Consider the following 23024-nt stretch of genomic DNA (forward strand, 5'->3'; position numbering starts at 1 on the left):
ATAATATGGAAAAACAATGGCCGGTGAGCGCAATGAATCCTTCCCTTTTGGGCGAGCTGTTCAATGAGATCTTAGTCAAGTCTACCATTCTGGTATCGGACAAGTCCTTCATCGATGATTTGACGCCCAGACAAGTTCATATCGTGATGGATATCGGCACGAATGTATTCAAGCACGGCGAGCTGGCAGCGAGATTGGGCGTCGAACCTTCGACCCTTACACGCACACTGGATTTGCTCGTCAAGAATGGGTTAATAGACCGTCAATTGAATCCGGATAATCGCAGAGAGGTGTTAATCCGGCTATCCGACAATGGACTTTCGGTACTGAATAAAATTCATGAGAAGATGATCAAAGGCTGTGCCGAAATTCTGAAACACGTTCCGGAGCAGCAAATGGAATCGATGGAAACCAGCATCCAGCTGCTTCTAACGATCATGAGACAATTCCATTTCAAGCACGAGTTATAAAAACGAGTCCTCCGACAAAGAGGACTCGTTTTTAGATTCGCCGAAGCTCTTCCGCGATTTTCGCAATTCCCCCGGCTATCTCATCTTCTTTGACCTGGGAAGCGTTTAGCTTTAACACGTTTGCTTTTGGAAAAGAGGATAAATAATGCTTGTCAATCGGCTCTAGTAGAATGGACTGTTTTTGGAGCCGAGCGAGCAGAAGAGAGAGAGGAATTCTGGCTTGCAGGCTGATGTGAGTGTGTATGCTGGGCTGATCCGGTGGGTAAAAGGTGAACAGCCCGTTGCTCCTCCCGGCATGTTCTTTCAAGCAAGTAGCCATAATGGAGGCTCTGCGGGCATAGGAGCTGCGAATTTTCTCCTTGTGCCGTTCGAACATGCGACTCTTCAGATAGATTTCCAGGGCGCCCTGCGACAGCATGGAGCTATCGATATCTTGAAGCTTTTTGTATCGGACAAATATTTCAACCAGTGCATCCGGAATAACGGCCACCCCGATGCGCAGGCCGGGAAAGATGACTTTGGAATAGCTTTTTAAATATATGACATGAGAGGAGGTGTCATAGGCGAACAGGGGGTCTCTTTTCCGGTCCTGCTCCAAATCGGCCAAATGATCGTCCTCGACGATCAGTACATCGTATTTTCGTGCCAACTCCACAATTTTTTGTTTCTCCTGCCTGGAGTACGCGGTTCCTAGCGGGACTTGAAACCGTGACATCGTATAGAACAGTTTAATATCCTCCGTGCGAAAGATCCTTTCCAATTCCTCCAAATCGATTCCTTCCGCCGTTCTTTGGATGCCGACAGCGGGTATATTCCCAGTTTCCAGAATCGCGATGAACAGATGATAACAGGGCTGTTCTACCAAGATCTTCTTTTTCCCATTAGGAAAAGGAATGGAACTCAGGATGAAAAGCGCTTGCTGAATGCCGGACGTAATGACAATGTTACGCTCGTTCGTGAACACCTGGTGGCTGGCGAGATGCTTTTGAACGATACGAATCAGGGACGGGAGCCCTTGCTGGGTGCCGTAACGAAACAAGTTGTTTTTGTACGTATCGATCGCCTTATTGATGCATTGTTGGAAGTCCAAATAAGGAAACACGTCAGGATCCGGTGTGGAAGCTGCAAAATCGAGCATGATCGAAGATGCCGCTCCTTCGTCTCCATGTTTCCCTTTGACCACGTAATAGCCGCTTTTGGGGATTGAATAAATCATATGGCGCTTTTCAAGCTCAGAGAGCATGCGGAGGACGGTGCTTTTGCTGCAGCCATACTGTTCGGCCAGGGTTTGAATCGAGGGAATTTTATCTCCCTCTTTGAAGATGCGGCGTTCCATTTTTCTTTCCATTTCATTAAACATCATTTGATATTTGTACACGACAGGTTCCTCATTATTAGATCTATACCGGTATAGATCATACTTTTCCTCATTGTAACTCCTTGCACGGACAAATTCGATAGATTTTGAGAAAACTGCGATTCCATCCATTTGAAGTGAGGAGTGAAGGTCATGATTCAAACTACTCGGTTGAAGCCTTATTTCGCAGCCATTGCCAATGCATGCATCGTCGGATTGTCCTTTATGTTCGTCAAGACGGCCTTAGCCGAAGTGGGTCCAATCGATACGCTGGCTCACAGGTTTACCGTATCAGTCGCGGCTATAATCGTTGCGGTTTCGTTCGGATGGATGAAGCTGAAGGTCAAGCTGAGAGATGTGCTTTCGATCCTGCCGTTAGCCGTGTTTTATCCTGCGCTTTTCTTTGCCTTCCAGGCATTCGGTATGGTGTATTCGACTTCGTCGGAGGCGGGAATTATTCATGCGACGGTTCCGATTTTTACGATGGTTTTGGCGCACTATTTCTTGAACGAGCCATCCAATGTATGGCAAAAAGGATCTACTTTAATATCGGTAGCGGGCGTCGTTTATATTTTCGTCGGAAAAGGCTTCCAATTTGAAACGGCAAATATCAAAGGATCGATGCTTATTCTACTCTCTGTCCTTTCTCTCGCAGGTTATAGTGTATTAGCCCGAAAGCTGGCCCAAACATTCAGGGCAACGGATTTGACGATCGTGATGCTCGTGATCGGGTTCCTTTTCTTCAACAGTTTATCCGTCATTCAACACCTTTCAGAGGGAACGCTCCGAACGTTTTACGTCCCCTTTCAAAATCCGTTGTTCGTGATGTCCATCCTCTATCTAGGCATCTTGTCTACACTGGTGACTTCATGGTTATCCAACTTCGCTTTTTCCAAAATGGAAGCAACAAAGCTCAGCGTATTCAATCATTTGGCTACGCTTGTGACGCTTGCCGGTGGCGTCGTGTTTCTGCGGGAAAAGCTGGAGTATTATCACCTCGTTGGAGCCGGTCTCATTATTTTGGGCGTGACAGGCGCGAATTTCCTCCAAACTTCAAAAGGGAAAGTAAGGGAGGATTTAACTCAATGAACATGGTTACTAAGATGCTTGTAATTTTTAAATGGCTGGCATGGATTTTTGCCGTTGGAATTGTCGTTCAGGTGCTAATCGCCGGTATGGCCTTGTTTGAGGATGCGAAGCATTGGACCGGTCATTCAAGCTTTGCCGTGTACATCTCGATTATTCCTGTCCTTATGCTCGTAACGGCGTTCATCGGTCGTCTGCCTGCGGCCCTTCGCGCTCAAACCGGCATGCTGATCGGGATGATCATTCTGATCGCCCTGAGCGCCATGTTTAGGTCGGATATCGGCTGGTTGGCCTCGCTCCATCCTGTGATCGCCGTGTTTTTATTTTTTAGAACGATGACCGTCATCCGGTTAACCGCCGACTTGTCGAAGTCCAATCGCTATTGAGCACTAGGTCGATTCCGTATACTGGAGTAGACATCGATAGGAACTTCATGAAAGATAGCAATACAAAAGAAACTTATAAACAATCATTATTGTACAATTAAAATGCTAGTACCCATAATCCGCAGTCGAGGTTACTATAGTATTTCTTGCACAAACACACTAGCGCATAAAGGAGGCTAATCATGAATAATCCAAAAAGCGGTTATAAGAAGGTTAATGGACTCCATATGTATTATGAAATCCACGGTAGCGGCAAACCGCTCATTATGCTGCATGGTCAGTTTGCAACTGCGAGCATGTTCTACCCCCTGTTGCCAGACCTGGTTCAGCACCGCCAGGTAGTTTTAATTGAACAGCAAGGCCATGGCCATACCGCAGACATTGATCGTCCCTTAAGTTTTGCTCAAATGGCCCATGATACCGCTGATCTATTGAGTCAACTAGAGATCATTGAAGCGGACGTGTTTGGCTATAGCGCAGGCGGAACAATCGCGCTGCAGCTAGCTAAGTTGTATCCGCACCTTATCCGCAGACTGGTGCTAGCCTCAACGGTTTATAGTATGGATGGCTATTTTCCTTATATTGTTGAAGGCCTTAAACATGCTTCGGCAGAAGCTTTTCCATCCGAGATGAGGCAAGAATACGAACGTGTAGCTCCGCATCCCGAGGATTGGTCAAAGCTTATTGCCAAAGGCGCTGAGATGGCGAACCGAGGAAATAAAGAGGATTTTCTAGAACCGGCGCAGCTGCAACAAATTACTGCACCTGTCCTGCTTGTGATGGGAGACAAGGATATCATTCGCCCGGAATACGCTCATGAGATGGCCAAGTTCCTTCATAGCAAGCTTGTAGTGGTGAGTGGGGATCATGCCTCGTATATTGCGGCACAGCCCCAGCCGTTACTCGATCAACTCCATGATTTTTTGTTTCATTCCTAGGAGGAATACCAAAAAATACAACAAACAAGGTCGGCATGAAAGGATAAGCCTGACCTTGTTTTTATTTGGTTTCGACGCATTTGGGGACTGTAGTTCCTTTGCGTGATCTTGTGTTGAATAATGTTGACTGATGTGGTTTTCAAGAAATATAATGAAAAGAAATGATCAACACCCCACTAGATCGGCAACAATGCAAAAATGGCTGTGGGTTTGTGTTTGAGTTGGAGGGCGATACAAAGATGACTCAATCCAAATTGGCATTTATCCATACGACTCCCGTAACGGTAGATCCTTTGAAAGCGCTGGCCGCCGAACTGCTGCCGGACTGCGACGTCCTCAACTTCGTAGACGACTCCATTCTCCCTGAGCTGCTCCGCAATGGCGGCCGGATCGAGGATGTAAGGGAGCGCTGGTTCGCGTATGCGCGGTTCGCCGAGCAGCAGGGCGCCGCCTGCATAGTGAGCGCCTGCTCCTCGGTTGGCGAGTTGGCGGAAGCGGCCCGGCTCATCATGCAAGTTCCCGTGCTGCGAATCGACGAGGCCATGGCGGAAGCGGCCGTTCACCGCGGGACGAGGATCGGCGTCGCCGCTACGATGCCCACGACATTGAACCCGACGTTTCGGTTGCTGGAACGGAAGGCGGAAGAGCTCGGCAGTCCGATCGAGCTGACTCCGGCGCTAGCCGAGGAGGCGTATGAGCGGCTGATCAGCGGGGACCGGGACGGGCACGACCGCATCCTCGCGAAAGCGCTGTTAGAGTTGGTCGGGAAGGTGGATGTGGTTGTGCTCGCGCAAGCGTCGATGGCCCGGGTGGTCGCGGCGCTGCCTGAGGAGCTGCAGCCGAAATTTCTGTCAAGCCCGCGGCTGGGGATGGAGGAAGTCGCCCGGCAGATGTCGGAGGCGATCGGATGAAATCGACCGGAAGCACTCTCCTGGGGCTCGATATCGGAACTACCCATTGCAAGGCGGCGTTATTCTCGGAGAGGGGCGACCTGCTGAAGCTCGCGAAGACGAAGACCGAGGTCTATACGGACAGGGGCTGGGCGTACTTCGACCCGGAACGGCTCTGGACCAGCGTCGTGCGCTTAATCCGCGAAATCACGGAACAGGGCGGCGACTGTACGGATACAACCGGCCATCCCGCGGATATGAGGGCGATTGCCGCGATCGGCATCGCCAGCATGGCCGAGACCGGGCTGCTGGTCGATCCGAATTCCGGCCGGGCCCGCTCGCCGTTCCTTCCCTGGTACTCCCGCTGCGCGGTAACGCAGGCCGAGCGAATCGCAGCGGAGAGCGACCTGGCGGAGCGCTTCGCCGCCCACGGGCTGCACCCGAGCTTCAAGCACGGGCTGGCCAAGCTGCTCTGGCTGCAGGAGAATGACCCCGGGGCGCTCTCCGGCTCCATGTGGCTCTCGGCATCCGATTACGTGGCCTACAGGTTAACGGGCAGGATGGCGACGGATTATACGCTGGCAGCCCGGACTTATGCGTTCCGCCTCGATCGCCGCGACTGGGACCGCGACTGGGTCCGTCATTTCGGCCTGGAGCCATCGCTCTTCCCGGAAGCGATCCCGAGCGGTTCAGCCGTCGGCAGCATTCATCCGGATGCCGCGACGGCTCTCGGGTTGCCCGCCGGCCTCCCGGTAACGATAGCGGGTCACGACCATGTGGCGGCCACTCTGGCAGTCGGAGTTGTGAATCCGGGCCAGGTCATGGATTCGATGGGTACGGCCGAGACTCTGGTTGGCGTGCTGCCGGAGCGGGCTTTGACCGCGCAGGATCGCATGTCGGGACTCGCTTTCGGCATCCACCCGGCGAAGGGCCGGTACTTTTGGATGGGCGGCTTGTCGGCTTCAGGAGGAGCGGTGGAATGGTTCCGCTCCGTATTGTCCGAGCCGGCGCTCGATTACGAACGCATATTGGAGCGGCTTGCCGGGTTCGACCCGGCGGCCGGTCCGACCGGGATTTTGTTCTTCCCCTATCTGACGGGCAGCGGAGCTCCGCGGCCGGATGGCCGAGCCCGGGCGGCCTTCGTTGGCCTCACCGCGGATCACGGGCAGGGCGATCTGCTGCGGGCGGTGCTCGAAGGCACCGCTTACGAGCTGGAATGGATTCGCCGGACCGGAGAACAGGCGACCGGTGCCGCGATTCGGGACTTGATCGTCACAGGGGGAGGCACCCACAACCCCGCCTGGCTGCAGATTAAGGCGAGCGTATCCGGCTGCCCGCTTCGCCAACCGGAGCGGCCGGAAGCGGCCTTGCTGGGTGCGGCGCTCTTGGCCGGCGTCGCCTGCGGCCTGTACGCCGACGTGGATCAGGCCGCCGCGGCGGCCGCATCGGCGGGCGAGGTGCGGTCGGTGCAGCCCCAGCCGCAGGCGCACAGCCGGTACCGCCAGCTGTTCGAAGAAGGCTACGTTCCGCTGCAGGAGCCGCTCCGAGCACTGTATCGCGGCGTCCTGAGCGGCGAATAAGGCATACCACGAGGAGGGACTAATCGCATGCAGGCTATATCCGACCAGTTGTTTCTCTACCCCGACACCTGCTTGGTGTACGTCGTCCGGAACGGCGAAGAGGCCGTCCTGATCGATTTCGGCAGCGGCGGGGTGCTGGACCGGCTCGCCGAACTGGGCGTGCGCCGGGTGAGCGCGATTCTGATGACGCACCATCACCGCGATCAGGGGCAGGGACTTGCCCGCGCGGCGGAGGCCGGCATCCCGATCTGGGTCCCGCATATGGAGCAGGAGCTGTTCGCGGAAGTGGACGCGATCTGGCAGGCGCGCCAGGTTCTGAACAATTACAACGTCCGTCAGGAACGGTTCTCGCTGCTCGACCCGGTGCCGATCGCGGGAACGCTGAAGGATTACGAGACCCGCACCTTCGCCGGGATCGAGTGGACGATCGTCCCGACCCCGGGACACACGATCGGCTCGATCAGCCTGATGGCGCGGATCGACGGGCGCGTCTGCGCCTTCACCGGCGATCTGATCGCGGGCCCGGGCAAGCTGTGGTCGCTCGCGGCGACGCAATGGACGTACAACGGCGGGGAAGGCTTGCCGGCTACGGTCGCTTCGCTGCTGGATCTGCTCGACCGAGGCCCCGATCGGCTGCTGCCGTCGCACGGGGAGCCGATGGACCGGCCGGCGGAAGCGGTCGCTCCCCTGATTGACCGGCTGCGCGAGCTGATGCGGTACCGGCAGCACAACCCTCGGCTGTTCCTGCTGCGCGAGCAGCCGTTCGAGGCGGTTACGCCCCACCTGCTTCGCAACCGGACGGGCATGGCGTACTATTACGTGCTGCTGTCGGAGAGCGGGCAGGCGCTGTTCTTCGACTTCGGCTACGACTTCGTCACGGGGGTGTCGACGGAGACGGACCGGGCGTCCCGTCGGCCTTGGCTCTACACACTCGGCACGCTGAAAAGGCAATACGGGGTCACCCGTGTGGACGTGGTCGTGCCCACGCACTATCACGACGACCATGTTGCCGGCTTCAACCTCCTGCGTCAGCAGGAGGGCACGCAAGTATGGGCCGCGGGTACATTCTCGGACATTTTGCGCCGCCCGGACCGGTATGACCTGCCATGCCTCTGGTACGACCCGATCGACGTCGACCGGGAATTGCCGACCGGCATCCCGATCCGTTGGGAGGAATATGAGTTCACGCTGTATCCCCTGCCGGGCCATACCCGGTACGCGGTGGCGATCGCCCTCGAGGTGGACGGTCGCAAGGTGCTGGTTGCGGGCGATCAATATCAAGGCGGCGAAGGGCTGCTCTACAATTATGTGTACAAAAACCGGTTCGACGCGGGGGACTATGCGCGAAGCGCCGCGTTGTACGCTTCGCTTCAGCCGGATGTGATCCTCACCGGACACTGGGATCCGCTCTGGACCGGCAGCGGTTACTTCGATGAGCTAACCGAGCGGGGGGACGCTCTGGAGCGGCTGCACAGGGAGCTGCTCCCGCTGGAGCGCGTCGATTTCGGAGCGGAAGGGACCGGTGCCCGCATCGTGCCCTATCAATCCGTAGTGAGGAGCGGAGAACCTGTCGAACTGCTCGTGGAGGTAAGGAACCCGTTTCCGCGGCCCGCGCTCGTCGAGATTGAGCTCGTTCTCCCGCCCCGGTGGCGGAGAGAGCCAGGAAAAGCCGCGGTGGAGCTGGCGGCCCGCACGTCGGGGGAGCTGGCGCTGAGAGTCGTCCCGATCGGCGCTCCGGTACGCCGGGCACGGATCGCCGTGGAGCTGACCGCGGATGGCGTCCGCTTTGGCCAGCTAGCAGAAGCCTTGATCACGATTGCCGAAGATGGGGGTCCGGGCGATGACGTATAGAATCGAGCTGAACGGCAGCGACTGGTTAATGAAGGATTTCATCGGCGAGGATTGGATCTGGCGCCACGCGGAGAAGCCGGATACGAAGGACGTCCGGTGGTGGCGGAAAGGGACGGTGCCTGGAACCGTCTTGCACGATCTGTGGCGGAACGGGGAAACGCCGGATCCGTTGTTCGAGCGCAACAGTTTATTGGTGGAATGGGTGCCGCAGCGGACATGGATCTACAAGAAGACGTTCACTGTGGAAGAAACCCTGCGTGGCCGGCGAATCCAGCTGTGTTTCGAGGGGATCGACTATGAGGCGCTCGTTTACCTGAACGGCAAGCTGCTCGGGAGTCATACCGGCATGTTCACCCCCGCCGCGTTTGAGGTGAGCGAGGAGCTGCAGTACGGAGGTGACAATCTGCTGGCCGTCGTGATCCAGAAGGCCCCGGACGAGCAGCCGCAAGTGAGCAAAACCGAATACGTTCGCACGCACAAAAGCCGGATGACGTACTGGTGGGATTTCTGCCCCCGTATGATCCATCAGGGCATTTGGGACGCGGTTTTCCTGGAGGTCACAGGCCCGGTGCGGATCGAGGATGTGTACGTCCGGCCGCAGCTCACGGCGGACCGGGAAGCGGCCGAGCTCTCCGTCTCGACCGCTTTGTCGGCTGTATCGGCGCTGACGGTTCAGGTCGAGACGCTCATTCGGTTCCGAGGGGAGCCGGTCGCCTCGGCCAGAACTTGGCATGCCGTCGCCATAGGGACGACATGCTTGAACACGCGGATCGAGCTGGCCCGTCCGCGGCTCTGGTGGCCGGGCGGGTCGGCGCATGGCGAAGAAGGGGATGACGGCTCCGCCGGGGATGCCGCACTCTACGAGGCTGAGATCTCGGTCAAGGTCGTACGACCGGAGGAAGACGACATCCCGGAGGAGACTCTGTCCGCCGTGCGAACCATCGCGTTCGGCATCCGGGACGTGCGGTTCGAGGCGAACGACTCCCCGGACGGGACGGCACGGCCGTATACGCTCGTCGTGAACGGGCGGCGCATTTACATTAAGGGCTGGAATTGGGTGCCGCTAGACGTCATGTATGGCGTACCGCGGAGCGGCAAGCTGGAGCGGCTGCTGCGGCTGGCCCGGCGCGCCGGGGTGAACATGCTGCGCGTCTGGGGCGGCGGCCTGATCGAGCGGGAGTCGTTCTACGAGCTCTGCGACCGCTACGGGATCATGGTCTGGCAGGAGTTCATTCAGTCCAGCTCGGGCATCGCGAACCGGCCGAGTGCGGCCCCGGAATTCCTGGAGATGATGGCGGGGGAGGCGGAGGCGATCATCCCGCGGAAGCGCAACCATCCCTCGCTCGTCCTCTGGTGCGGCGGCAACGAGCTGACAGGGCCGGGCGACGTGCCGCTGGACGATGACGAGCCGGTGCTGTGTGTGCTGAAGGAGGCGGTCGAGCGTCTTCATCCGGGCGCCCTCTGGCTGCCGACGTCTCCGAGCGGCCGCTTGTTCATGAACAGCCTCAAGAATGCCGATGAAGATCCGGACGGGATGCACGACGTTCACGGCCCCTGGGAACATCAAGGCTTGACCGGCCAATACGAGCTGTACAACCGAGCCGCCTCGCTCCTCCACAGCGAATTCGGGGTGGAAGGGATGACGAACCGGAGGGCGCTGGACGCGACGATTCACCCCTCCCATCAATGGCCGCCCAGCAAGGACAACCCCGTTTACTTCCACCGCGGGGCTTGGTGGATTAACGAGCCGCTCGTGCAGGGCGCTTTCGGCGGACGGATTCAGGACATCGACACGATGATCCGGGCGAGCCAATCGCTGCAGGCGGAGGGGCTCCGCTATGCGATCGAAGCCAACCGCCGCCGGCAGGGGCAGAACAGCGGTTCGCTCCCCTGGCAGTTCAACGAGCCTTATCCGAATGCGTACTGCACATCGGCGATCGATTATTATGCCCATCCGAAGCCGGCGTATTACGCAGTGGCCCGAGCGTATCGATCCGTGTCGGTTACGGCGCGTTTCGCCAAGCAGGCGTGGGCGGGCGAGCCGGCATTCGCCGCCGAACTATGGGCGGTCAGCGACGAGCCGGCGCCGCAGGAAGGCTGGGAAGCCGCCTGGAGCATCGCCGGGTCGGACGGCACCGTGTACGCCGAAGGCCGCAAGGCCTGTCGGCCGGCGGCTGGCAAGCCGATCCGGGTGGGAATGGTCGGCTTCGAGCTGGCACAGCTGCGGGAAGAGCTCTTCTTCCTGTCTGTCGACCTGACGGACGCCTCGGGCGTGCTTGTCGCGGACAACCGTTACACATTCAGCAGGACGGACGATCTGCAGCCGCTGCTCGATCTGCCCATCGCGGCCGTGGCGATCACGAGGCGCGAGACGGGAAGTACGTCATGGTGCCTGGAGCTATCCCACGCCGGGGGCCCCGCCGCGGTCGAGCTGCGGCTCGAGGAGGAACGGCCGCTCGAGGCGGAGGGCTACGCCTATTTCTCGGACAACGGCTTCAGCCTGCTCCCGGGTGAGAGCCGAACGGTGGCCGTGGAGTGGAGCGGGGTTCCTCCCGTCTCGCGGCGTCTGTCCCTGAGCGGCTGGAACACGGGGGTCGTCCAGGTCCGCTGAAAGTATAAGAGAGGAGACCAAGCATGATTGCGCCTCAGCGCCGAAACAAAATCAAGGAACTGCTGCTGGCGGAAGGAAGCGTGAAAGTCGCCGATCTCGCCAAAGCGTTCAACGTGTCCGAGGAGACGATCCGGCGGGACCTGATGCAGCTGGAGCAGGAGGGCATCCTGGAGAAAAATTACGGCGGCGCCGTGCTGGCGGTGGAATGGCAGCAAGCGATGGCAATCGTGCCGCCGGTACAGCAGCGGAAGTTCCAGTATTACGAGGAGAAGGATGCGATCGCCAAGGCCGCGGCGGCGCTCGTGGAGGAGAGCACGAACGTCATCCTGGATTCCGGGTCGACGACCTGGTGTGTGGCACGCCATCTGAGGAACGTCTCCAACCTGACGATCGTCACGAACGGCATCGACATCGCGGAGGAATGCAGCGCGAATGAGGACCGCTCGATTTTCCTCCTCGGGGGCAAGCTGATCCGGAAGTCGATGTGTCTGGTCGGGCCGCAAGCGGAGAACGAGCTGCAGAAGTACGATGCCCATTATGCGTTCCTCGGGACGTCGGGTATTTCGCTGCGCAAAGGGTTTACCAGCTCGGACCTGTACGAATCGCAAGTGAAGCGGGCGATGATCAAGGCGGCGCAGCGCGTCGTCGTAGTGGCCGACCACAGTAAATTCGTCAAGCACGCCTTCGTCTCGTTCGCGGCCTTCCGCGACGTGGATCAAGTGATTACGAGCGAGCTGGCCGACGCGGCGATCCTGCGCGAGATCGAGCAGCAGGGCGTGCGCGTGACCGTATGCCCGCTCAAAAAAACGGAATGAGGGATAATCGATGAAGGCAACTTTACAAACGTTGTATGCGAAATATCCAGAGCTAGAGCAGGCCTGCGGCGATGAGATCCTGTCAGCGTTCGGCATCCTGAAGGACTCGTTCCGCGGCGGCGGCAAAACGCTGCTCTGCGGCAACGGAGGGAGCGCCGCGGATTGCGAGCATATCGTGGGCGAGCTGATGAAGGGCTTTCTGCTGCAGCGTCCGGTACCCGCCGATTTCCGGGAGAAGCTGACCGAGATCGACCAGGGCTCAGCCGCTTATATCGCCGATTCCTTGCAGGGGGCCCTGCCCGCGATTTCGCTGGTGAGCCACACCGCGCTCTCGACCGCGTTTGCGAACGACGCGGCGCCGGACCTCGTCTTCGCCCAGCAAGTATATGGCTATGGACGGCCGGGCGACGTGCTGGTCGGGATTAGTACGTCAGGCAACTCCACCAACGTGCTCCACGCACTGCGCGTTGCCAAGGCGCTCGGGCTCCGCACGATCGGACTGACCGGCCGCTCCGGAGGTCGAATGCGGGCGCTGTGCGACGTGGCAATCTGTGTCCCGTATGAACGCACGCCCGATATTCAGGAGCGCCATCTGCCCATCTACCATGCGCTCTGCATCATGCTGGAACAGGAGTTTTTCGCATCATGAGATGGTTAGGCGGAGTCGATATAGGCGGGACCAAATGCGCCGTTACCCTAGGCCGAGCGGACGGAGAATCCGTCGAGATCGCGGCCAAACACCAATTCCCCACTCCGTCCACGCCGTTCGAGGCGTTGGATCGGTTCGGCTCGTCCCTGGCCGCCCTGCTGGAGGAGCATCCCGAAGCCCGCTTACAGGCGATCGGCATCAGTTGCGGGGGACCGCTGGACAGCCGTGCGGGCCTGATCCTGTCGCCGCCCAATCTGCCGGGCTGGGACCGGATCGATGCCGTGACCCCGCTGCGGGAGCGGTTCGGGGTACCGGTCGGGCTGCAGAACGACGCCAACGCAGGAGCCTTGGCCGAATGGAAGTGGGGCGCCGGCCGAGGTACCCGGAACATGGTGTTCCTCACCTTCGGAACCGGCATGGGCGCGGGCTTGATCCTGGACGGCCGGCTGTACGCGGGAACGAACGACATGGCCGGCGAAGTGGGCCACATCCGTCTCGAGGACGAAGGTCCGGTCGGCTATGGGAAGGCCGGCTCGTTCGAGGGCTTCTGCAGCGGCGGCGGCATAGCCCAGCTCGCGCGGCGCCGCGTGCAGGAGGCGATAGCCCGAGGGGAAGCCCCGGCGTTCTGCCGTACGCCTGCCGATCTGGCAGTTCTGACGACCCAGCAGGTTGGCATGGCGGCCCGGGAAGGGGACCCTTTGGCGTTGGACATTTTCCGGATCGTAGGGAAGAAGCTGGGACAGGGGCTAGCCCTGCTTGTCGACATCCTGAATCCGGAGCGGATCGTCATTGGGAGCATTTACGCGAGGCAGCAGCCGCTGCTGGAGCCGATCGTCCTGCAGACGCTCACCGAGGAGGCGCTGCCCCTCAGCTTGGGAGTGTGCCGGGTCGTTCCCGCCGGTTTGGGGGAAGCGGTCGGTGATCTGGCCAGCTTGTCCGTCGCGATGAACGCGCTGGATGCGCCTCAGGCCTGATCCTAAGCTCTTTACTGTACAGAGCGCTAAGGGGTATCCCTTGTTAAGCAATACGACTGCTGCATCGTCTTCACTCCAGCTTCGAAGTTGTAAGCCGAAGTTTACAATTAAGACGGGTACCTTAACTATTTTCACGTCATTTTGACGGATTTCGCCGGTTTGTAAGGCTATCTTCGGTTATTTGTAAAGCGCACCTTATAAATAACGCAAGTTAGGCTTACTATTCGACTCGATGCGTTCCAAACCGGCCCAAACCTGTTAGGGGCAACCTAACTGAACGCCAACGCCAAGGGCCGTCCGTAGGACGGTTTCTTACCGTTTTCAGCGAAAACATGCATAAAACTCCAAGAAAAAGGCATACTAAATCGTCAAAACGTTAATAATACCTCAAAAAATAGGTTGACATTGTGACTGGTTTGGAATATAACTGAGGTATAAATATCAACAACCCACATTGTAAGCGGTTCATTTTTAACAATCCGTCATATTTGTGTGGGATTGATGTTTAGTTATAAAATGGGAGGTCTATGGGATGAAAAAAGGGAGAAAGACCGTTGTTGCCGCACTTGCTTTAACACTGACCACCGGCATGCTGCTCTCCGCCTGCAGCAGTAAGGACAACGGGGCTGCATCGCCCACCCCGGCGGTGAGCTCCGCGCCGAAGGAAAAGGTCGTGCTCGATTTCTGGACGTTCTGGGGCTCGGAAACGCGCCGCCCCATCATCGAGAAGATCATCAACGATTTCAATCAAGCGCACCAAGGCACAATCGAAGTCAAACATACTTATTATCCCTATGGCGACATTTGGACCAAATCGCTGGCCCAAACCGCGGCCGGCAACCCGCCCGACGTCATCATCAACAGCATCGAAGAAACCGGACTTCGCGCCGCGAAGAAGCAGAACACGAATTTGGCCCAGTTCGTGGCGAAGGATAAGGATGTCAAGGATCGCTTCCGCTCAGACCTCTGGGATACCGTCCTCTTTAAAAACGATCCATACGCGCTGCCGTTCACGACCGACACGCGCATGATGTTCTACAACAAAGCGGCGTTCCGGGAAGTCGGCCTCGATCCGAATAAATTCCCGACCACATGGGATGAGCTCGAGCAAGTCGCCATGAAGCTCGATAAGAAAGACGCGAGCGGCAAATATACCCGCATCGGCTACGCCCCGCAATTCGCAGGCTTCGACGCGAAGAGCATCGCGGTCAACTTCGATGGAGGCAAGGGCTTCCTTGACGAAAAGGGCAAGGCGTCGATCAACACGCCGGCCAAGATCGAAGGCTACAACTACGTGCTCCGGTATGCCGACCGCATCGGCCAGAAAAATCTCGACGAGTTCAAAGCCGCCTTCGGCAGCAAAGAAGCGAACCCGTTCATCGCCGGCAAGGTGGCCATTTGGCCGGACGCGGTCACGTTCCAGACGCAAATACGCGACTTCGGCAACGGCATGGAGGTAGGCGTGGCGCCCATCCCGGAAACAAAGGCGGGGGCGGGCCACTGGAGCACAGGCGGCGGCTTCGTAGCCGAAATTCCGGCCGGCGCGAAGCATCCTCAGGAATCCTGGGAATTCATTAAGTACTTGACCGACGTCCAGGCCCAGACGTATTGGGCACTCAAAAACTATGACAACGTTGCGAACGTGAAGGCCTCCAATGATCCCGAGCTGATCAAGGATCCGGTGTACAAGGCTTCCGTCGACAACCTGAAAGATACGCGCGTTTATACGCGTCCAGCAGCGGCGGCCGATATGTTCAAGATGATCGATCCGCAGAACGATGCCATTCTCACCAAAAAGAAGACGCCTAAGGAAGGACTCGACCAAGCGCAGAAGGACGTTTCCGACCTGATCGCCCAAAACGGCGGCTGATATGCGATAACGAAGAAATCCCGGTGGAGTGGTTGATTGTGGACCACTCCTCCTTTGTTCATAGCCGCTCTCTCCCGCCATGGCCCCTAACCTAAGGAAAAAACGGGCCAGCCCTTGGAAAGGAAGGTGTTTCGCTTGTCCAACACGACCGTCAAAAAACGCAAGCTGTCGCTGGAGCGGAAGGATGCCCTCTGGGGATATGTGTTCGTGTTGCCATGGATCGTCGGATTCCTGGTGTTCACATTCGGCCCGCTGCTCTTCTCGCTCTATACGAGCTTCACGAACTACGACATTACCTCTCAGATGGATTGGGTAGGGGTTCGCAACTACCGCAATATGTTTTTTCACGATTCGCTGTTCTGGAAGTCGCTCCGGAACACGCTGTTCTACGTCGTGTTCAACGTTCCATTGACCACTTTCGCGGCCCTGCTGCTCGCCGTCGCGATGAATCAGAAAATTCCCGGTATGCGAATTTTTCGGACCGTATTCTACTTGCCGTCCGTCCTGGCAGGCGTGGCCGTATTCTACCTCTGGATGATGCTGCTGAACCCGGGAACGGGGCTTGTCAATATGCCGCTTGGGTGGATCGGGATCGACGGCCCGGCCTGGATGACCGATCCGAACTGGACGAAGCCCGCGGTGATTCTCATGAAGCTGTGGGGTGCCGGCGGCGGCATGCTGCTGTACTTGGCGGCGTTACAGGGCGTCCCCGACCATCTGTACGAAGCGGCCGAACTCGACGGGGCGAGCCCGTTCCGGCGTTTCTGGCACGTCACGGTGCCGATGATCACGCCTGTCATCTTTTTTGAGCTCGTGACGAACTTGATCGGGGCGTTTCAGATTTTCCAGGAAGGATACGTCATGGTGCAGGATCAAGGTACGCCCGGCTCTCCGATGAATTCGCTGCTGTTCTACAATCTGCACATGTTCCTGAAGGCGTTCCAATCGTTCCAAATGGGCTATGCGACTGCAATGGCGTGGTTCCTGTTCGTCGTCGTCATCCTGCTCACCTTGATTAACATGGCGTTCTCCAAACTATGGGTGCATTACGAAGGAGGGGATCAGCGATGAGCATGACAGCCGCTTCCTCGGGCCGGTATTTTCAGAGCCGGCGCACACGCAAGCGCATCGTGAATACCGTCCTCACCTTAATTCTGATTGGCCTTGGCATTATCATTCTCGCGCCGTTCTGGTGGATGCTGTCGACCTCCTTGAAATCGATTCAAGAGATTATGACTTATCCGCCGACGAAATATCCGCATTCGATTCAATGGAGCAACTATGTGCACGCGTGGGTGACCGGAAAGTTCAGCCGCTATGCGCTCAATACGCTGTTTCTGGCCGCCGTCGGCGTTTGCTCGCATGTGCTGTCCAACACCTTTATCGCGTACGGTTTCGCCAAGATCAAGTTTCCCGGCCGGAATTTCCTGTTCTCGCTTATGCTGGCGACGATGATGATTCCCGGCTTTTGTACCCTGATTCCGCAATACATCCTATTTTCGAAGCTGCACTGGGTCGGGACCTACTTGCCGCTTACGATTCCCGGCTTTTTCGGAAGCGCGTTTCAAATTTTCATGCTGCGGCAGTTTTACCTCGGCATTCCGAAGGACTTGATAGAAGCGGCCAAAATCGACGGGGCCAACCATTTCTACATTTGGGCCCGCATTATGGTGCCCTTATCGAAGCCGGCGGTCATCGTCATCGCGATCACGACGTTCCAGGGTGCCTGGAACGACTTCCTCGGCCCGCTGCTCTACGTGAACAAGGAGTCGATGTTCAACATCCAGATCGGGCTGACCGCGTTTCGCAGCGCCGAGCTGACGCAATGGCATTACTTGATGGCGGCGTCCCTGATCGCGCTGGCACCCGTCATCGCCATGTTCTTTTTCTTCCAGCGCTATTTCATCGAAGGCATGAATATCTCGGCGGGCACGAAGGGCTGAACCGGGAAACGGCTGGAGCAACCGCAGAGCGGGGAGGAGCGAAACCATGCAGATTACTAGAGAGAACGACAGGCTGTACATCAAGGGAGACCGCTATGCCCTGGCCTTTCCGCAAGACCGCCCGTTCGTGGTTGTCGAGGACGCGGAGGGAGACGTCCTGATGGAGCTGTTCGTGCCGTCCAGCATCCATACGCTCACCGGGCGCGACGATACCGTCGAACGGCTGGGCGAATGGCGGATCGAGGAAACGCCAGGAGGGTGCGTCGCCTCTCTCGAGGCGAAAAGCTCGATCTGGGAGGCGAAAACGTACCGGTTCCGCTGCCGGCCCAACCGGTTCACCTACGAGATGGCCGTCCGCGGCGAAGGTCGGCTCGCCGAGGTGCATTATTTCGGCGGGTATTATTCGGGACATGTGCGCTGGGGCTCAGGCTTTTTCTGGTCCGGCCAGCGGTTCAAGCGGGGGTTCAATCCCGAACCGAACGGGCAGGAGATCAACTACTTCGCCCCGACCGGAGGATCGGTCATTGACATGATGGGCGTCCCGCTCCCGGGCAAGGGCGACTGGTATTTCACGCCGCCGCCGTTCTGCTTCGCCTTCGAGGGCGAACGCGGTTGGGTCGGTCTGGGCGTCGAAGCCCAGCCAGGTCACAACCGGTTCACCGAGTACAGCTATCAGGCCCAATTCGGCTTCCACCTGACTTTGTCTTATGAAGGGCATACGGCTGTGAACGGCGAGTACTCGCTGCCGGCAATCGGCTTCGACTTCGCCGATACCGAATATGGCGCGCTCGCCGCACACGTGCGTTCGCTCCGCGAGACGAGCCTCGTCCCCGTGCCGCAGCCGGCAGAGAAGCCGGGCTGGTGGACATCGCCGATCTTCTGCGGTTGGGGCTCGCAGTGCTATGTCGCCTCTCTCGCCCAGGATCGCGCGCCTCACTACGCCCGGCAGGAGCTGTACGAGCGGTTTATAGCCGAGCTCGACCGCAATGGGGTCACGCCGGGGATCGTCGTCCTGGACGACAAATGGCAGGCACAGTACGGGGAGAACGCCGTCGACGAGGACAAGTGGCCGGACCTGTCGGCCTTCATCCGCCGCCAGCACGAGGAGGGCAAGAAGGTGCTGCTCTGGCTGAAGGCATGGGACCCCGAGGGCCTGCCCGCCGAGGAGTGCATTCGCAATGCGGCGGGACTGCCGATCGCCTTCGATCCGACGAATCCGGCGTTCGAACGGCGTCTGCGAGCTTCCGTCCGCTTGATGCTCTCGGCGGACGGCTACGACGCCGACGGGTTCAAGATCGACTTCTCCGCACGCATCCCGAGCGGGCCGGGCATCCGGGCGTACGGAGACGAGTGGGGCCTCGAGCTGATGCGCCGCTATTTGTGGATCCTGCACGATGAGGCGAAGCGGACCAAGCCGGACGCCCTCGTGATGTCGCATACACCGCATCCGTATTTGGCCGATGTGGTCGATATGATCCGGTTGAACGACATCAATACCGGCAAGGACGTCATCCAGGCGATGACGCTGCGCGCGAAGGTCGCCGCCATCGGATGTCCGGAGGCGATCATCGACACCGACAATTGGCCGATCACGAACCGTTCGGACTGGCGGGACTATGTGCGGCTGCAGCCCGAATTGGGCGTGCCTTCCCTCTATTATGTCAGTCATCTCGACATGACGAAGGAGCCGCTCGAGCCTGACGACTACGCCTTGATCCGCGAGACATGGGAGGCCGCGCGGAAGAACGGCGGCGTCGGACGTATCGCGGAAGCGGCCCGGCGAGGAACCGCGTCGACCGAAGCGACCGCTAGGCCGGCGGAGGTGGATGGTGACCCCGGATCTGGCGCCACCATGGCGGAGAAGGGGAATGGGGCGTGGTGGGCATGAGGGAGATGGCGAAGCGAGCACGGCATGGATTGTGCGATTTTGGAATGTAGCTCCAACACCGACGCAAGCGGTCATCCGCTTGGCCCAGCGCCCGGCCGCCGTCTTCTACGCGAATCTGAAGGAAGAGGCCGCCGAGCCAATCGCATTGGAGCAGGACGGGCGATTCCGGATCCGGGCCGGCGCGTCGGCCATCGTAACGTTGAAACTTTATAGGTAATCACCGTTTTTTGAGCATTCATTATTATCATCATTCATATACAGCCAGGAGTGATCAGCAATGGGTTCCGTAAACAAGCCCCACAATGTCGTAACCTTGAAACAAGCCTCCGTCATGGCCGAAAAAGGCAAATTCGCGATCGGTTCGTTCTCTCCGCGTTACACGCCGGTCATCCAGGCGGTCTTGCGTGCGGCGCAGCGGGCCCAGTCCCCGTTCATCTGCCAGATTTCGCAAAAGGAGCTCGAACGATACGGCATCACGCCGAAGGAATTCGCGGAAGAGTTCTACCTGCGTTTGAAGTCGGAGAACATTACGGTTCCCGCCGTGCTGCACTTGGATCATACCAAGGTGTTCGCCGTGATTGAGGAGGCGATCGAAGCGGGCTTCACATCCGTCATGATCGACGCCTCGGAGCAACCTTTGGAAGAAAACATCCGGATTTCCCGGGAGGTCGCGGCGTTTGCGCACGCGCGTGGCGTCTCCGTCGAGGCGGAGCTCGGCATGATCGGCACGACCGATTTCATCGAGACCGATAACGATGAAGAGCTGTACACGAATCCGCAGGAAGCGAAGCGGTTCGTCGAGGAGACCGGCGTCGACTCCCTGGCCGTTTCCGTTGGAACGGCGCATGGCGTCTACATGGTCAAGGAACCGAAAATCGATTTTGACCGGCTCGAGGCGATCCGCTCGCTGACACCCGTACACCTCGTTCTTCATGGCGGCTCGGGCGTACCGGCCTGGATGATCGAGAAGGCGATTCGCCTGCCGCAAGGCGGGATCAGCAAGGTGAACATCGCCACCGACCTGGAGCTCGCGCTGCTGGAAGCGCTCGGGCGAAAGGAACGCCTGACGAACGCCGAGCTGAAGGCGCTGCCGTCGGAGGCGCTGGCCGTCGGACTCGCGGCGGTGGAGGCCACCGTGTACGAGAAAATCGCTTATTTCCTGGGCAGCCAAGGACACGCGGCGGACTTCGCCAGCTGAGCCGGGAGCCGCAGCAACCCATCAATCAAGGATTTGCAAAGGAGATCAGTCCGATGTCTACTAAAAAGAAGCTCCATATGATCGGCAACGCCCATCTCGACCCGGTGTGGCTCTGGCAATGGCAGGAAGGCTTTCAGGAAGTGAAGGCGACGTTCCGATCCGCCCTCGACCGGATGAAGGAGAACGACGATTTTCTGTTCACATCGAGCTCCGCGGTGTATTACGAGTGGGTGGAGCATAACGATCCGGCCATGTTTGAGGAGATTCGCCGGCGGATACAGGAGGGCCGGTGGGAGATCGTGGGAGGCTGGTGGATCCAGCCGGATTGCAACATCCCGAACGGCGAGTCGTTCGTCCGCCAGGGGCTGTACGCTCAACGGTATTTTCAGGAAAAGTTCGGCGTCACGGCCAAGGTCGGCTACAATGTCGACAGCTTCGGCCATTTCGGAATGATGCCGCAAATCCTCAAGAAATCCGGCATGGACTACTACGTGATGATGCGCCCGATGCCGAACGAGAAAGGGCTGCCCGGCCGCTTGTTCCACTGGGAGTCCGACGACGGCTCGCAGGTGCTGACGTTTCGCATCCTGTTCGAATACTGCACGTGGGGCAAGGAGCTGGATCTGCACGTCGCCCGCTGCGCCGCCGAGCTCCGCGAGCCGGTTGGCGAGCTGATGTGCTTCTACGGCGTAGGGAATCACGGCGGCGGTCCGACGAAGGAGAACATCGCCAGCATTCGCCGGATGAACGAGGATCCGGGCTTGCCGGAGCTCGTGTTCAGCACGCCGAACCGTTTCTTCGAGGATGTGGCCGAGAAGGGCGTGTCCTATCCGGTTGTCCATGACGACCTCCAGCATCATGCGAGCGGCTGCTATGCGGTTCACTCGGAGGTGAAGAAGCTGAACCGCAAGTCGGAGAACCTGCTGATCGCGGCCGAGAAGTTCTCCTCGATCGCCGATCGGGCGGCAGGCCAGCCGTACCCGAACGATTTCGCCACCGCCTGGAAGGCCGTGCTGTTCAACCAGTTCCACGACATTCTCGCGGGCACTTCGATCGAGCCGGCGTATGAAGACGCCCGCAACCTGTACGGGGAAGCGCTCGCCATCGCCGATCGCAACATGAACTACGCGCTTCAGTCGCTGTCGTGGAAAATCGGCATCGAGGAGGAGGCGGGCATGAAGCCGATCGTCGTGTTCAACCCGCACTCCTGGGCGTATCCGGCGAACATCGAGCTGGAGATGGGCGGGAGCGTCAAGGACGGCACGATTCTTGTCGATGAGACGGGAAGTCAGGTCGCGTTCCAGGCCGTACAGTCCCTGGCGACGGCGAACGGCCGGTACCGGCTAAGCTTCGTAGCCGAGCTGCCCGCGATGGGCTACCGCGTCTACAGGCTGCGCACGCAAGCGTCGGAGGCTCGCCTCCAGATCAGCCCGATCAAAGCGAACGATTACGCAATGGAAAACGGCCGCTTCCGCCTCGAGTTCGATCCGGCCACGGGCTTCATCAGCAGCCTGCACGACAAAAAGCTCGGATTCGAGGTGTTCCGTCCGGAGAACGGCGGCGCTGCGCGGCCGGTTGTGCTCGAAGACAAAAGCGACACGTGGAGCCACAATGTATTCCACTTCCAGAACGCGATCGGCGAGTTCCGGGCGACCCATGTGAAGCGGGTCGAGCACGGTCCGGTCAAATCCGTCATCCGGGTGACGTCCGCCTACGGCAGCTCCAAGCTGGTACAGGACTTCACCATGTATCGGGAGCTGGACTACATCGACGTCAAGGTGACGGTCGACTGGCGGGAGCAATTCCGGATGCTGAAGCTCGTCTTCCCGATGAACCTTGTCTTCACGCGCCAGTCCTACGAGATTCCCTACGGCTTCAAAGAACGGGAGCACAACGGGGAGGAAGAGCCCGGACAATCGTGGGTCGATTACGGCGGCATCGCCCGGGACAAGGGCGTCGTCTACGGCTGCAGCATTGCGAACGACGCGAAGTACAGCTACAGCATCCTGAACAAGGAGCTGGCGATCACCGTCCTGCGCAGCCCGATCTATGCCCATCACGATCCGCTCGTGCCGGACATGAACGGCCACTATACATTTATCGATCAGGGCATTCAGACGTTCCATTACCGGATCCTGCCCCATGAAGGCAATTGGGAGGAGGCGGGTACGGTCAAGCGGGCGCAGGAGCTCATCCAGCGGCCTGTCGCGATCATCGAGACGTACCACGAAGGCCCGCTGCCGCAGCAGGATTCCTTCCTGTCGGTAGACAAGGACAACGTCATCGTCGGCGCTATGAAGAACAGCGAGGACGGAGACGACCTCATCCTCCGGTTGTACGAGACGGCTAAGGTTGCGACAGAAACCACGATTGAGCTGCCCCACTGGGGACGGACGATTCGGACGAAATTCGGGCCCTGCGAGATCAAGACGTTCCGCATCCCGAAGGATGGGAGCGCTCCGATCCGCGAAGTGAATTTGATCGAATGGTAAGCGGAAGAAGGAAATTCCGGGCAAGG

The 23024-nt window shown here is 58.6% G+C and carries 19 protein-coding genes; 18 read left to right on the forward strand and 1 reads right to left on the reverse strand.

What is annotated here, in order from left to right:
* Positions 1-32 precede the first annotated feature (32 nt).
* Positions 33-470: a MarR family transcriptional regulator gene (locus tag ACI5FR_RS10375; protein ID WP_405454039.1), complete on the forward strand. Its 438-nt coding sequence runs from the start codon at positions 33-35 to the stop codon at positions 468-470.
* A gap of 31 nt (positions 471-501) precedes the next feature.
* On the opposite strand, the gene ACI5FR_RS10380 is transcribed toward ACI5FR_RS10375, so the two are convergent.
* Positions 502-1848, reverse strand: a complete 1347-nt coding sequence (locus tag ACI5FR_RS10380; protein ID WP_405454042.1) for an aminotransferase-like domain-containing protein — start codon at positions 1846-1848, stop codon at positions 502-504.
* A 132-nt stretch (positions 1849-1980) separates the two neighbouring features.
* Between ACI5FR_RS10380 and ACI5FR_RS10385 the strand changes: the two genes are divergently transcribed.
* The 17 genes from ACI5FR_RS10385 (at position 1981) to ACI5FR_RS10465 (ending at position 22998) form a co-directional block, all read left to right on the forward strand.
* Positions 1981-2916 (forward strand): DMT family transporter, encoded by a 936-nt coding sequence (locus ACI5FR_RS10385; protein WP_405454045.1) that lies wholly within the window; start codon positions 1981-1983, stop codon positions 2914-2916.
* Positions 2913-3299, forward strand: a complete 387-nt coding sequence (locus ACI5FR_RS10390) for a DUF6220 domain-containing protein (protein ID WP_405454048.1) — start codon at positions 2913-2915, stop codon at positions 3297-3299. Before ACI5FR_RS10385 ends, ACI5FR_RS10390 begins: the two co-directional genes overlap by 4 nt.
* A gap of 182 nt (positions 3300-3481) precedes the next feature.
* Positions 3482-4237: an alpha/beta fold hydrolase gene (locus ACI5FR_RS10395; RefSeq protein WP_405454051.1), complete on the forward strand. Its 756-nt coding sequence runs from the start codon at positions 3482-3484 to the stop codon at positions 4235-4237.
* 239 nt (positions 4238-4476) lie between these two features.
* Positions 4477-5148 (forward strand): aspartate/glutamate racemase family protein, encoded by a 672-nt coding sequence (locus ACI5FR_RS10400; protein ID WP_405454054.1) that lies wholly within the window; start codon positions 4477-4479, stop codon positions 5146-5148.
* Positions 5145-6707: an FGGY-family carbohydrate kinase gene (locus ACI5FR_RS10405; protein WP_405454056.1), complete on the forward strand. Its 1563-nt coding sequence runs from the start codon at positions 5145-5147 to the stop codon at positions 6705-6707. The genes ACI5FR_RS10400 and ACI5FR_RS10405 overlap by 4 nt, the downstream gene beginning before the upstream one ends.
* Positions 6708-6734: 27 nt before the next feature.
* The gene (locus ACI5FR_RS10410; RefSeq protein WP_405454059.1) at positions 6735-8558 is read left to right on the forward strand and encodes an MBL fold metallo-hydrolase; all 1824 of its coding nucleotides are present in this window, start codon (positions 6735-6737) and stop codon (positions 8556-8558) included.
* Positions 8548-11169, forward strand: a complete 2622-nt coding sequence (locus ACI5FR_RS10415) for a glycoside hydrolase family 2 protein (protein ID WP_405454062.1) — start codon at positions 8548-8550, stop codon at positions 11167-11169. The genes ACI5FR_RS10410 and ACI5FR_RS10415 overlap by 11 nt, the downstream gene beginning before the upstream one ends.
* 23 nt (positions 11170-11192) lie before the next feature.
* Entirely contained in the window at positions 11193-11984 is a 792-nt protein-coding gene (locus ACI5FR_RS10420; protein ID WP_405454066.1) for a DeoR/GlpR family DNA-binding transcription regulator, read from the forward strand.
* Positions 11985-11994: 10 nt separating this feature from the next.
* Positions 11995-12633, forward strand: a complete 639-nt coding sequence (locus ACI5FR_RS10425; RefSeq protein ID WP_405454068.1) for a D-sedoheptulose-7-phosphate isomerase — start codon at positions 11995-11997, stop codon at positions 12631-12633.
* Positions 12630-13607 carry an ROK family protein gene (locus ACI5FR_RS10430; protein WP_405454071.1) on the forward strand — a complete coding sequence of 326 codons (978 nt, stop codon included), beginning with the start codon at positions 12630-12632 and terminating at the stop codon, positions 13605-13607. Before ACI5FR_RS10425 ends, ACI5FR_RS10430 begins: the two co-directional genes overlap by 4 nt.
* Before the next feature lie 532 nt (positions 13608-14139).
* Positions 14140-15477, forward strand: coding sequence for an ABC transporter substrate-binding protein (locus tag ACI5FR_RS10435; protein ID WP_405454073.1), 1338 nt, complete (start codon positions 14140-14142; stop codon positions 15475-15477).
* Between the two features lie 135 nt (positions 15478-15612).
* Positions 15613-16548, forward strand: a complete 936-nt coding sequence (locus ACI5FR_RS10440) for a carbohydrate ABC transporter permease (protein WP_405454076.1) — start codon at positions 15613-15615, stop codon at positions 16546-16548.
* On the forward strand, positions 16545-17420 hold the full coding sequence (locus ACI5FR_RS10445; RefSeq protein ID WP_405454079.1) for a carbohydrate ABC transporter permease: 876 nt from the start codon (positions 16545-16547) through the stop codon (positions 17418-17420). Before ACI5FR_RS10440 ends, ACI5FR_RS10445 begins: the two co-directional genes overlap by 4 nt.
* A 46-nt stretch (positions 17421-17466) precedes the next feature.
* A complete protein-coding gene (locus ACI5FR_RS10450; protein WP_405454082.1) occupies positions 17467-19308 on the forward strand; it encodes an alpha-amylase family protein in 1842 nt (613 codons plus the stop codon).
* The gene (locus ACI5FR_RS10455) at positions 19289-19525 is read left to right on the forward strand and encodes a hypothetical protein (protein WP_405454085.1); all 237 of its coding nucleotides are present in this window, start codon (positions 19289-19291) and stop codon (positions 19523-19525) included. The genes ACI5FR_RS10450 and ACI5FR_RS10455 overlap by 20 nt, the downstream gene beginning before the upstream one ends.
* Positions 19526-19585: 60 nt before the next feature.
* Complete coding sequence (locus tag ACI5FR_RS10460; RefSeq protein ID WP_405454088.1) at positions 19586-20506, forward strand: class II fructose-bisphosphate aldolase; 921 nt, start codon at positions 19586-19588, stop codon at positions 20504-20506.
* 53 nt (positions 20507-20559) lie between these two features.
* Positions 20560-22998, forward strand: a complete 2439-nt coding sequence (locus ACI5FR_RS10465) for an alpha-mannosidase (protein ID WP_405454091.1) — start codon at positions 20560-20562, stop codon at positions 22996-22998.
* The last annotated feature ends 26 nt before the right edge of the window (positions 22999-23024 follow it).

This window comes from Paenibacillus sp. HJGM_3 (assembly GCF_045062745.1).
In the GTDB taxonomy this organism is placed as follows: Bacteria; Bacillota; Bacilli; order Paenibacillales; family NBRC-103111; genus Paenibacillus_AA.